We start from the raw sequence: 11,185 nt of genomic DNA, 5'->3' as shown, positions 1-11,185 counted from the left end.
CCGCATCCTTCATCTTCTATCTCAAAGAATGAGTCCTGAGCCTAGGGCGGTAGCCTTCCTTCCCAGAATGCCAGCGCAACCGTGATTCTGCGATCAACCCGGCGCACTCAATCATATGGCGTGCAAGGACGCGCGTCTGTTGATCAGTAGCCTCCGCCGGGTATCCAACGGAATGAAGCATAGCCAGTGCCGCCGGAAGATACTCGCGCAAGAGCGGATCGGCGTTGTCGCCCCGCAACCCCTCAACCGCGTTCTCTTCTGCCTCACGCTGCAAGGCAGGATCATAGTCACGATCGGCTTGCATCTCGGCGTATTGCCGGAATGCGTTATCGAGATCGGCTTTGAACCGTCTTCGTAGAGCCTCAACGATGACGTGATCAACCTTTGCGCCGTCCGCCACGCCGCCAATCTCCCGCCAGAACTGATCAAGACGGAGCCGTATAGATGACGCCAGAAACCGCGCAACGTCCCGTTCACCAGTTTTGAGTGCATACACGACCTTCTCGCGCCCTATGGCGTTGACGAGATGGCGCGGAACCCGGCAGCGAAAGAACCATCGATCGCCGCGTCTGAGCAGGTTTTCCCCGTGACCCATAGCGCTAGAGGGTTACAGAAAAGGGTTACAGACGCACAGAACTGTAACCCTTAACGGTGATCCGCTATCGGGGCTGGCGGCTATCTGCGATGTCTGGAAAAAATGGTGCCCAAGGGCGGAATCGAACCACCGACACTGCGATTTTCAGTCGCATGCTCTACCAACTGAGCTACTTGGGCGCCCGGCGTGCAACACAGGAACGCTGCGCGTGGCGAGCGTTTAACCTGCCCGCGCGCCAAGATCAACCCGTCACTCCATTTTCTCTTCCAAGAGTCCTGCGACGCTGGAATCCGACTCGTCATCGTCCGCCGGAGGGCCCGGCACGCGGTAATCGCCAGAGAACCAACGGCCGAGGTCAACATCGGCGCAGCGTTTGGAGCAGAACGGAGTGAAGCCGCGCTCCGCTGCGCGACCGCAGATCGGGCAGAGGCTGGACTTATTCATCGGAGAAACTCCACGAAAGAGGCGGCAGCGATGGGTCGAGTCGCAGATCGAGGGGGACAGCCAACCAGCCGCGTAGATCGGACATCGCCTCAGGATCGCCCTCAAGGGCGGCGAATACACCAGAACCGGCCCGAAGCGCCGACCGCGCATCGGGACGGCCAGCATACCGCACGACCGCGGCGCGAAGCGCCGCAAGGGCCTGCCCGTGTGCGCTCAACAGCAATTCGTGAAGCGGCGGGTGCACCCGCGCGCGGACGATTTCGATCAGGCCAAGCCCCGTCACGCCGAGGCAGCGCGGGCGCAACGGATCAGCCCGCAAAGCCGCTTCGACCGGTTCGCGCAGGACCTGCCGCTTGCGCTGGTTCAGGCCAGCCGGATCGATCAGGATCGCCCCCGACAGATTGCGCAGTCTGATCTGGTCCAGCAGCACGGGAAGCGCGTCGCGATTCGCCGCAAACTGCGCCGTCTGCTTGGCGTTGGCGGCCCCCGATGCGGCGCCGCTGTCCATGTCGATCGCCACCAGAGCGGGCGTCGGCGTGATCGTGGCGCTCATGCCACCGGGCAGCGCGACTTCGGGGACGCCAAGCGCCTGCACGGCGTCCTCAACACCTTCATCGAACGCCTGCTGGACGCGCTGCACGCGTGCACGCAGGGCTGCCGGGACGCGTGCAGCGAAGCAAGGGTGGTCAATGATTATGGAGCCGTCCCAGCGGCTTGCAAGACGCTCCAGCGGAGACGGTCCACGCGTCAGCAGGCCAGTTTCACCAGAGGTCTGGGCGTCGCCTGCGACTTTAAGGCGCGGCCCCTTGCCCCCCATCGGGGCGCGGACCACCGACACCAGAACCGGCTCGCCCTCTACGAGCGGCGGCGTACCGTCATGACCGGGGAGGAAGCCATCCGTCCCGCCACCCAATGCGACGAAAGAGCCGCCCAGCGCGGGGGTCGTTTTGGCTACGCGCCCGCGATAGACATCGCCCACACCGTCCGGGCGACCCGGACGCCACAGGGCGAAATCACGCAGCACGCCATCCTCGACGACCGCGATCCGCGCTTCGCCCGGCGAGCAGGCGACGCGGAGCGAGCGCTTCAGGTCAGCCATGCGCCTTTCTGACCACGCAGCAATTGCGCAGTTTCGAACAGCGGCAGACCGATGACGGCGGAAGGACTGCCTGACACAAAGCGGATGAAGGACGCTGCGTGGCCTTGCAACGCGTAGCCGCCCGCCTTGCCGTTCCAATCTCCAAGGTCGAGAAGACCCTCGATCTGACGCTCCGTCAGACGGGAAAAGGTCACCGTAGTTTCGACGGCGCGCACGCAACGCCGCCCCTCTGACCATGCCTCACTTGGGGCCAGCGCCACTGCAGTGACGACGGTGTGGCGGCGCCCGGACAGTAATTCGAGACAGGTCCGGGCCGTATCGCGATCTTCCGCTTTCGGCAGAATACGGCGCCCCATGGACACAACCGTGTCGGCAGCGAGAATCAGCGCGGGCTCATCCGTGCGCGCGGCGACTACGGCAGCTTTTTCCACGGCGAGTCTGCGGGCGTACGGAAGCGGCAGCTCCCGGGGCGCTGACGTCTCGTCCAGATCGGCGGCGTCGACTCGATCGGGGGTGAGGCCGATTTGCGCCAGCAGGGACAATCTGCGGGGCGATGCCGAAGCCAGCACCAGAAGAGGGCGGCTTGCAGAAGCCGCGCCGGACCCGTCGTCCGGGCCGGAGATGGCGCTGGTCATAACCGTGTTACTTGAAGCGGAAGGTGATGCGGCCCTTGCTCAGGTCGTAAGGGGTCATCTCGACGCTCACGCGGTCACCTGCGAGGACGCGAATGCGGTTTTTCCGCATTTTTCCGCTCGTGTGCGCGAGAATCATATGCTCGTTGTCAAGCTTCACGCGAAACATGGCGTTGGGCAGCAGCTCCGTAACGGTGCCGCTGAATTCGATCATGTCTTCCTTAGACATGCTGGCCTTCGTTCATTCTATACCTCATTGACAGGACGATCAGTCCACGTAACCGGGTGCGATATGTATGCGGCGAGGGCCTGCGGTCAAGGTTTGAGGCCGTTCGCCGTGGGTCAAAGGGCGATCCGTCACCCTCGATCGATGATCTTGAGGCGCTCCGAAATGCTCAGGGCATGCGCCTCCAGCCCCTCCGCCGTCGCCAGCGCGACGCCAGCGCGACCGATACGAGAAAGAGCGTCCGGACCGCTGGAAATGAAAGTCGTGCGTTTCAGAAAATCGTAAACGGACAGGCCCGACGCGAAACGCGCCGTGCGAGACGTCGGCAGAACATGGTTGGGCCCGCCGACGTAATCCCCCACGGCTTCCGGGCAGAAACGGCCAAGGAACGCGGCGCCGGCGTGCCGCACACGGGCGAACAACGCCTCCGGCTCGTCCACCATAAGCTCCAGATGCTCCGGCGCCAGACGATCCACCAGTCGGGCGGCCTCCTCCCAGTCGCGCACGATGATGACGGCGCCAAAGTCGCGCCAGCTCGCTCGCGCGATGGCGGCGCGCGACAAGGTCTTCAACTCCGTCTCCACCGCCTCGGTCACCAGATCGCCGAACGCGGCGTCATCAGTGATCAGGATCGACTGCGCCAGTTCGTCATGCTCCGCCTGCGCCAGCAGATCGAGCGCCACGAGTCGCGGATCGTTCTTCGCGTCGGCGACGACCACGACCTCGGAAGGACCAGCGATGCTGTCGATGCCGACATGGCCAAACACCTGTCGCTTGGCTTCCGCCACCCAGGCGTTGCCAGGACCTACGATCCGGTCGACCGGCGCGATGGTCGCCGTGCCGAACGCCATGGCGCCCACCGCCTGCGCCCCGCCGACACGGTAGATCTCAGCGACGCCAGCTCGCTTCGCGGCAGCCAGCACCAGAGGGTTCAACACCCCGCCGGGCGTCGGCACGCACATGGCGAGCCTCTCGACGCCCGCGACGCGCGCCGGGATGGCGTTCATCAGAACCGACGACGGGTAGGCCGCCTTGCCGCCGGGGACGTAAAGACCAACCGCGTCAAGCGACGTCCAGCGCTGCCCGAGGGTCAGGCCGTCTGCGTCGGTGTATTTCATGTCCTGCGGCAGCTGCGCACGGTGGAAATCTTCAATACGCGTCGCAGCGACGTCGAGCGCGTCGAGCAGGTCCTGCGGCACGCCGGATGCGGCCTCCTCAACTTCCGACTCAGTGATCCTCATGGTTTCGGGCGTGAGGTCCAACCGGTCGAAACGGCTTGTGTAGGCGCAAACGGCCTCGTCGCCTTTCGCACGCACTTCTGCGAGAATCTCGGCGACCGGCGCGTCCACGCGCGCGCTCTCGGCCTCCCGGTTCGCCAGCAACGACGTGAACGCGGCCTCGAAATCAGGCGCGCGGGCATCCAGACGTTTCATACGCACACTCTATATTTGTCGCAGCGCCAGCCGGGCGGCGCGATGTTCAGGCAGGATTCAGCGCCGCACGAAAGCGCGCGATGAGGGAGGCTATCGCCTCGGGACGGGTCTTCAGCGCAGTCCGGTTCACGACCAGACGGCTGGTGATCTGCGCGATGGTTTCGACTTCCTGCAGCCCGTTCGCACGAAGAGTCGATCCGGTGTCGACAAGATCGACGATCAGACGCGACAGGCCGAGCATCGGCGCCAGTTCCATCGCGCCATTCAGATGCACGATATCGGCGTTTATCCCGCGGGCTGCGAAATGGCGGCGGGTGATGGTCGGGTATTTCGTCGCCACACGGACTTCGGAATAACGTGACCAGTCCTCATTTGGCGGGTCGCCCTGCGGCCGGGCCACGGACACGCGGCAGCCGCCAATAGCGAGGTCGAGCGGGGCGTAGAGCTCGGGGTAATCGAACTCCATCAGCACGTCGGCGCCGCAGACGCCCAGATGCGCGCCGCCATGCGCGACGAAGGTCGCCACGTCGAAGGAGCGCACGCGCACGACGTCGAGCTTCGGGTGGTTGGTGGGAAACCGCAGGCGGCGGCTGTCTTCCTGCAGGCAGTCGGCCGCGGGTTCGATCCCCGCTCGCGCCAACAGCGGCGCGACGCTCTTCAGGATGCGGCCCTTCGGAAGAGCAAGGATGAGCATGTCGTCCGCATGGTCGCCATGACGCCCGTGATCGACATCGCCCGAGGCTGGCGTGGTCGCGGGAGCGATGTCCCGGGCGGTCATGGTGGGCGTTTCGTCACCCGGTTTGCAGGCGGTCATCATACTCTCCGGACAGGCGACGGCGCCGACGACCGCCCTGGGCCATCCCTTGAGACAGGACGGGCACGGGCGAGCGGCTGGCGTTCCGGCGCAATCGGCACGGCGATTACCACATTCCGCGCCGCTCCGCCAAAACTGCGCCCGTCCCCTGCGGGCGGCGCCGCTGGACGCCCATCCCAAGCCGTCATAATCAGAACGCCGTAACGTCGCCCTTCGTTCAGAAGGCCCGTCCGGCCCGTCGAACCGTCGAAAGGATTCTCCCGCTGTGAAAGTCATCGTTCTTGGCGCCGGCGTCATCGGTGTTACGACCGCCTGGTATCTGGCGAAACTCGGGCATGAGGTGGAGGTTATCGACCGCCAGCCTGCAGCCGGGCTGGAAACGTCTTTCGCCAACGCGGGTCAGGTCTCGCCGGGATATTCGACGCCGTGGGCCGCCCCCGGACTTCCGTTCAAGGCGTTGAAATGGATGCTTGGCAAGCACAGCCCGTTGGTGGTGCGTCCCGGCGCGATCGATATCGCAATGCTGCGATGGATCGGCGGCCTGCTGATGAATTGCACTGAACATGCGTACGACGTGAACAAGTCCCGCATGCTGCGGATCGCCGAATACAGCCGCGACTGCCTGACCGATTTGCGTGACGAAACCGGCATTACTTACGACGACCGTCAGAAAGGCCTGATTCAGCTTTTCCGGACGGAGGCGCAGCTCGACCACGCGCAGGAGGACATGCGCCTGCTGAGCGACAGCGGCGTCGCGCATGAACTGTTTTCCGTCGAGAAAATCCTTGAGCGCGAACCGGGCCTGTCCGGAGCGCGGCATCTGCTGAAGGGCGGCCTCTACCTTCCGGGCGACGAGTCCGGCGACGCTCACATGTTCACGCAGCGTTTGGCGCAAAAAGCCGAAGAACTGGGCGTCACGTTTCGCTACGAGACGACGATCGAGGCGCTGGATGCTTCGGCTGATTCGATCCTTGGCGTCCGCACCTCCGCCGGGCGGATCACCGGCGACGCCTATGTCATGGCGCTGGGCAGCTATTCTCCGTTGCTGATGCGTCCGCTGGGCGTTCGCCTGCCTGTCTATCCGGTGAAGGGATATTCTCTGACCGTGCCTATGACGGATGAAGCTCGCACGCCTGTCTCCACAGTGAACGACGAGACCTACAAGGTCGCCATGACCCGCCTCGGCGACCGCATCCGCATCGGCGGCACGGCCGAACTCGGCGGTTTCGACCTGCGCCTGCGCCGTGACCGCCGCGCGACGCTCGAACTCTCGTTTTCCGAACTCTACGGCGGCGGCGATCTCAGTCAGGCGACATACTGGACCGGCCTGCGCCCCAACACTCCCGACGGCACACCGATCGTAGGAGCGTCGAAGAAGTTCTCGAACCTGTGGCTCAACACCGGACACGGCACGCTGGGCTGGACCATGGCCTGTGGCTCCGGACGGATCGTTTCCGATCTGATCCATGGCCGCAAGCCGAACATCCCGGTGCTGGACCTGTCCGTCGATCGTTACGATCGCAACTGAAAGCAGACGGCGCTCCCGTCGTGCTGTTTTGACGACGGGATAGAATCTTGAGCCGCTGCGAGAGTGAACGGCGTAGCCATCCAAAGTCGACGTTTTTGACAATGCGTCGAAATTCCAGATCGAGGCCGGAAGCGTCATGGCTCCCCGTTTCCTCCTGCTGATCCTCGATACGGGAGCGGGTCAACTAGCGCTTTGCGGAACACAGATCTTTCCGGACGAGAGCAAGCGTCGTGAAAACTCTCGCTCCGCAATGATCATTTGCGGGAACGGAGGACGAGCGACCTGTTGCGGCCTATCAATGAAAAATGCCCCGCGCCGTCTTGCGCTCAGGCGCCCCAGCCGCCGCGGTCGTGGCGGAACTGGGCGCTTCGCTGCTCCAGCCGCGATCCCTGCCCCAATTACCTCCCGGCAGAGCCGACTGCCCCCACACCAAAGCTACCCGCTTGTGAACGCTCACCCAATCGGGCATCGTTACGGTCTGTAGGAGGCCGTGAGCGAGGCGCTGTGACGGCCCACGTTGAGCGAAGAAGAAGACCAATGAAAGCCATGCTTGCGACTGCCTGCCTCACCGTGCTGACCGCGACCATTGCGCCATCGCTATCCTCACAGTTTGCGATCGGCTCCGCCCACGCGGCCGCTCCGTGCCGTGACGCGAAAGGCAAGTTCACGAAATGCCCCGCACCGAAGCCTGTCCGCTGCAAGGACGCCAAGGGCCGCTTCGCCAAATGCGGCACGGACGGCGCGAACCCGGTCTGATCTGCGCGCACAACCGCCGTTACACCAAACTCTGTCGCCTAATCGCGGCCGCGCGCCGCAGGTCTTTCGGAATTTTACAAGCATGAGAATACTGCGCGCGCTTTTTCGTCCCGTCGCTCTGGCGGCGTTGCTCTTCAGCGGAACGGCGGCCAGCGGCTCGGCCTCCCATGCAGCCGAGGCCAGGAAGGTCATTGTCGATGACGACGGGTCCGGCATCGCCGAATGGATGCTGCTGCAGGCGCCTAATGTCGACGTTCTCGGCATCGCGATTCTGTCTGGCGACGTCTGGCGCGACGAGGGCGTGGCGCATGCCCTCCGCGCCGTCGAGATCGCGCACAGGACGGATGTTCCTGTGCTACGCGGCGCAGTCTATCCGCTGCTGAACTCCGAAAAACTCACCGACCGGTGGGAGACGCTCTACGGCAAGCTGGTCTGGAAAGGCGCGTGGATGAAAAAGTGGGTGGAGCCCACTGTCCAAAGCACGCCGCCGTATCACGCGCCGGATGTGGTGCCGCACCTGCCGGAAGGCGACCCGACCATCAAGGCGTCGGATGAGCCGGCCGTCATGTTCATGATCCGCAAGGTTCACGAATTCCCAGGACAGGTGACGATCATCGCGACAGGGCCAATGACGGATTTGGCGCTCGCGCAGCGTCTGGACCCGTCCTTCGCTGGCCTCGCAAAAGAACTCGTTTACATGGGTGGAAGTCTCAACCCGCAACAAGTCCGCTCCGACGTGGCGGCATCGCAGTTCGCTCGCGAATTCGCGAACTCTCCACGTCGAGAATTCAATTTCCGCTTCGACCCTGAAGCGGCGAGCATCGTGTTGCGGGCGCCCTGGCGGCATATTGTCGCCGTTCCGTCCGACCCCTCCACCGCGACGGAGCTGACGCCGGAATTCCTCCATAAACTCGCAGCCGCCAATCCCGCGTTCGCTGGCACGATCAGCAAGCGCGAACCCGGATTTCCGCTCTGGGACGAAATCGCAGCCGCCGTGTGGCTTGACCCCAGCCTGATCACGCGCAGTGAAGAACTGTACGTCGACGTGAACAGCCAGTTCGGCGCAGGATATGGCGACACGCTGTCGTGGACGCCCGGATATCAGCCGGATCTGGACGAGCAGCGTGAGACGGTCGTCCGCACCATCAACGCCCCGAAGCTGGAGGCGTTCATCACATCGCTTCTGGCGCGGCCTCTGCCCAATTCGTCGCCAAAATAGGGAGGATAATATCCTCCTACTTCGCGGATCCATGCTTGGGTCCGTCAGACTTGCAACACACCCCGGCAGTAACAATGTTACGTCGGGCGACGCTCACACTGACTTGTGCGATGCTGTCCTCGTCCGGATACGGCCCACTCTTCGCTCCCTGCTATAACAGCAAAACCGGCGGCGCTTTTCTTGAGCAAGAACACGTTTTGCATCGCAGCTCCACTCGAAAAATACGTGAAGCCCCAATGGTCGAAAACTGCTTTTCTGAAAAGTGAAGCGTTTCCCACAGAAGAGCGGCACGACACGCGCCTATTGATCAGCATACAAAAACAGCAAAAAGCCAAATTACAAACAACAGATCAGCACAAATAAGCCCGCGCGTTTTGTCCTCAGGTCATGGATTATCCTGACATCCGATAATTTCAGGCCAACCCGGCAACGTGTCCCGCCCCAATAGCCTGTGTCGCGCCCAACCCACCCGGCATCTTTACAACGGACGTATCGGCGTCTCAGTTACGTCATGCACATTACACTGCTCGCGCTGACCCTACTCACTGTCGTTGGCCTTACCGGCCTTATCGCGCGCGTGCTGAAGCTGCGCATCCCGATGCCGCTGCTGCAAATCGCGGCAGGCGCGGCGGCGGCTCTGGCCGGGGTGCATGTCGGGCTCGACACCGATCTTTTCCTTCTGCTCTTCATCTCGCCGCTCCTGTTCCTCGACGCCTACCGCGTACCCATGCGCGAATTTGGCGAATTGCGAGGCGTCATCGTGACCATGGCGGTGGGACTCGTCGCCCTAAGCACTCTGGCGGGCGGCTATTTTCTCGACTGGCTTTTACCAACGGTGCCACTGGCGGCAGCGTTCGCTCTCGCCGGAGCGCTTTCGCCGACCGACGCGATTTCCGTCTCCGGCATCCTGCGCGGCGGGCGGACGCCGCCCCGCATCATCCACCTTCTTCGCGGCGAAGCGCTTCTGAACGACGCCTCAGGACTCGTCTGCTTCAAGTTCGCGGTAGCCGCCGCGACGACCGGCATCTTCTCCCTAAAGGCTGCGTCCGCCAATTTCGTGTGGGTGTCTCTAGGCGGAATCGTGACCGGCGCAATCGTCAGCCTTTGCGCCAGCCGTGCGGAAAGCATGTTGCTGCGACGCGGCTACGACGATCCGCCGAGTCATATGCTGCTTGCTCTGATATTGCCGTTCTTCACCTATCTGGTCGCGGAATCCATTGAGACGTCGGGCATTCTTGCAGTCGTCGCCGCAGGCATGACAATCCGCCTCACCGGCGTGATGAACGAAACCGAAATCGGGACGCGCATGCGGGCGACCGCGTTATGGGAGACGATATCCTTCGCGCTCAACGGGCTGGTATTCCTGCTGCTCGGGCTGCAACTGCCGGACCTGGTGCATCAGGCGCGGGCGATCATGCACTCCGGAGGCGTATCCCCCTGGGAACTCCCGATCGCCATCGTGGCGTTGCAGGTTGTGATGACGTTGAGCCGTCTGGCGTGGGTCAGCGCCTCCATCCTGGCCCGTCGGGTCGCGGCGCGCCTGTGGCGGCGGCCCTTTATCGGCGCAAACTGGCCGGAAAAACTTATCCTCGCCCTGGCCGGTACGCGGGGCACCATCACACTGGCCGCGATTCTTTCCCTGCCCTCGGCTGAAGAATTTCCGGAACGATCCCTGCTGATCACCATTGCCGCGGGCGTCATCATCATCTCGCTGCTCGTAGCCAGCATCTTTCTCCCTCTTGTCCTTCGGCTACTGCCGTCGCAGGAGGGAACCAACCGAACCCAGCAGGAACTGGATGAAACGCGTCTGGCTCTGGTGCGTGTGGCGATTGGCGTCCTGAAGGATGAGGCAGGCCGCCATAACGCCCCTGCGGGAGGACCCGCCGGAGAGCCTGAGCCCGCGCAAAGCAGAGCGGCGCCGCTTCTTTTACAGGAATATCAGGAACTTTTACATACACTGGACAGCAAGCAGACCGACATTGAGGCCAACCGGGACGAACTGCTCCGCAACCGTCGCGCCGAACTGGCGATCCGCCTGAGAGTGGTGCGCGCCCAAAGAAAAGCCCTGAAAGAGTTTCTGCACGACGGCAATCTCAACGACGAGACGGAGCGTGTTTTGGCGCGTCAACTCGACGTGCATGAGCAGGAGCTGATCGACGAAGCGTCAGCGCTGCCGCACCCGTAAGGATTATCGCCGCGAAGACGAACGCCTTGTGCGGTAAGTGCGCCTTTGACTTTCGACGAATGCGGCCAGGCCCCAGACTTTACCAAGTATAGGCCTCGTTTTTCGCACAGTGCTCGCGAAAAAAATCATCGTAAATCTGGAATATTTCCAGCTCGTGCACGCCCGACGCAGCGTCGAGCAGCACGCCCGCACACGTCGACGCGGATCGCCGCCAGCCCCCAAACCAAGACTCAGGGCGGTCACGCCAACAGTGC

Annotated in this window: 11 protein-coding genes, 1 tRNA gene and 1 pseudogene; 4 read left to right on the top strand and 9 right to left on the bottom strand. The window is 63.1% G+C overall.

Annotated features, from left to right (window positions below; translation table 11 throughout):
• Positions 1–16 precede the first annotated feature (16 nt).
• From HK28_RS05910 to hisG, 8 genes are all read right to left on the bottom strand, one after another.
• Positions 17–595: a DUF6538 domain-containing protein gene (locus HK28_RS05910; RefSeq protein WP_086643682.1), complete on the bottom strand. Its 579-nt coding sequence runs from the start codon at positions 593–595 to the stop codon at positions 17–19.
• Positions 596–698: 103 nt separating this feature from the next.
• Positions 699–774 (bottom strand) — tRNA-Phe (locus tag HK28_RS05905).
• A 70-nt stretch (positions 775–844) separates the two neighbouring features.
• Positions 845–1,039 carry a DNA gyrase inhibitor YacG gene (locus tag HK28_RS05900; protein WP_086643681.1) on the bottom strand — a complete coding sequence of 65 codons (195 nt, stop codon included), beginning with the start codon at positions 1,037–1,039 and terminating at the stop codon, positions 845–847.
• Positions 1,032–2,138: a ribonuclease E/G gene (locus HK28_RS05895; RefSeq protein ID WP_086643680.1), complete on the bottom strand. Its 1,107-nt coding sequence runs from the start codon at positions 2,136–2,138 to the stop codon at positions 1,032–1,034. Before HK28_RS05895 ends, HK28_RS05900 begins: the two co-directional genes overlap by 8 nt.
• Positions 2,126–2,773, bottom strand: a complete 648-nt coding sequence (locus HK28_RS05890; RefSeq protein ID WP_086643689.1) for a nucleoside triphosphate pyrophosphatase — start codon at positions 2,771–2,773, stop codon at positions 2,126–2,128. The genes HK28_RS05895 and HK28_RS05890 overlap by 13 nt, the downstream gene beginning before the upstream one ends.
• A 7-nt stretch (positions 2,774–2,780) precedes the next feature.
• Positions 2,781–2,999 carry a translation initiation factor IF-1 gene (gene infA, locus HK28_RS05885; RefSeq protein ID WP_010667149.1) on the bottom strand — a complete coding sequence of 73 codons (219 nt, stop codon included), beginning with the start codon at positions 2,997–2,999 and terminating at the stop codon, positions 2,781–2,783.
• A gap of 128 nt (positions 3,000–3,127) precedes the next feature.
• Entirely contained in the window at positions 3,128–4,429 is a 1,302-nt protein-coding gene (hisD, locus tag HK28_RS05880) for a histidinol dehydrogenase (RefSeq protein WP_086643679.1), read from the bottom strand.
• 46 nt (positions 4,430–4,475) lie between these two features.
• Positions 4,476–5,123, bottom strand: coding sequence for an ATP phosphoribosyltransferase (hisG, locus tag HK28_RS05875; protein ID WP_233140385.1), 648 nt, complete (start codon positions 5,121–5,123; stop codon positions 4,476–4,478).
• 370 nt (positions 5,124–5,493) lie between these two features.
• Between hisG and HK28_RS05870 the strand changes: the two are divergent.
• Positions 5,494–6,771: pseudogene (locus HK28_RS05870) on the top strand (D-amino acid dehydrogenase); the annotation flags it as partial.
• Positions 6,772–7,066: 295 nt separating this feature from the next.
• On the opposite strand, the gene HK28_RS13965 reads toward HK28_RS05870, so the two are convergent.
• Positions 7,067–7,240 carry a hypothetical protein gene (locus tag HK28_RS13965; protein WP_158093406.1) on the bottom strand — a complete coding sequence of 58 codons (174 nt, stop codon included), beginning with the start codon at positions 7,238–7,240 and terminating at the stop codon, positions 7,067–7,069.
• A 68-nt stretch (positions 7,241–7,308) separates the two neighbouring features.
• Between HK28_RS13965 and HK28_RS05865 the strand changes: the two genes are divergently transcribed.
• From HK28_RS05865 to HK28_RS05855, 3 genes are all read left to right on the top strand, one after another.
• Positions 7,309–7,527: a hypothetical protein gene (locus HK28_RS05865; RefSeq protein WP_233140382.1), complete on the top strand. Its 219-nt coding sequence runs from the start codon at positions 7,309–7,311 to the stop codon at positions 7,525–7,527.
• A gap of 82 nt (positions 7,528–7,609) precedes the next feature.
• Complete coding sequence (locus tag HK28_RS05860; protein WP_086643677.1) at positions 7,610–8,746, top strand: nucleoside hydrolase; 1,137 nt, start codon at positions 7,610–7,612, stop codon at positions 8,744–8,746.
• A 511-nt stretch (positions 8,747–9,257) separates the two neighbouring features.
• Positions 9,258–10,931: a Na+/H+ antiporter gene (locus HK28_RS05855; RefSeq protein ID WP_086643676.1), complete on the top strand. Its 1,674-nt coding sequence runs from the start codon at positions 9,258–9,260 to the stop codon at positions 10,929–10,931.
• The last annotated feature ends 254 nt before the right edge of the window (positions 10,932–11,185 follow it).

It is taken from the genome of Acetobacter sp. DsW_063 (assembly GCF_002153745.1).
In the GTDB taxonomy this organism is placed as follows: domain Bacteria; phylum Pseudomonadota; class Alphaproteobacteria; order Acetobacterales; family Acetobacteraceae; genus Acetobacter.
The sequence above is the reverse complement of the archived record's forward strand: the minus strand, read 5'-3'. Positions and strand labels throughout refer to the sequence as shown.

What these genes read in the sequence shown, in the direction of transcription:
- HK28_RS05890 (WP_086643689.1), bottom strand. Translation starts at nt 2,773, where the DNA reads ATGACCAGCGCCATCTCCGGCCCGGACGACGGGTCCGGCGCGGCTTCT.
- HK28_RS05855 (WP_086643676.1), top strand. Translation starts at nt 9,258, where the DNA reads ATGCACATTACACTGCTCGCGCTGACCCTACTCACTGTCGTTGGCCTT.
- HK28_RS05865 (WP_233140382.1), top strand. Translation starts at nt 7,309, where the DNA reads ATGAAAGCCATGCTTGCGACTGCCTGCCTCACCGTGCTGACCGCGACC.
- infA (WP_010667149.1), bottom strand. Translation starts at nt 2,999, where the DNA reads ATGTCTAAGGAAGACATGATCGAATTCAGCGGCACCGTTACGGAGCTG.
- HK28_RS13965 (WP_158093406.1), bottom strand. Translation starts at nt 7,240, where the DNA reads ATGCCCGATTGGGTGAGCGTTCACAAGCGGGTAGCTTTGGTGTGGGGG.
- HK28_RS05910 (WP_086643682.1), bottom strand. Translation starts at nt 595, where the DNA reads ATGGGTCACGGGGAAAACCTGCTCAGACGCGGCGATCGATGGTTCTTT.
- HK28_RS05900 (WP_086643681.1), bottom strand. Translation starts at nt 1,039, where the DNA reads ATGAATAAGTCCAGCCTCTGCCCGATCTGCGGTCGCGCAGCGGAGCGC.
- HK28_RS05895 (WP_086643680.1), bottom strand. Translation starts at nt 2,138, where the DNA reads ATGGCTGACCTGAAGCGCTCGCTCCGCGTCGCCTGCTCGCCGGGCGAA.
- HK28_RS05860 (WP_086643677.1), top strand. Translation starts at nt 7,610, where the DNA reads ATGAGAATACTGCGCGCGCTTTTTCGTCCCGTCGCTCTGGCGGCGTTG.
- hisG (WP_233140385.1), bottom strand. Translation starts at nt 5,123, where the DNA reads ATGCTCATCCTTGCTCTTCCGAAGGGCCGCATCCTGAAGAGCGTCGCG.
- hisD (WP_086643679.1), bottom strand. Translation starts at nt 4,429, where the DNA reads ATGAAACGTCTGGATGCCCGCGCGCCTGATTTCGAGGCCGCGTTCACG.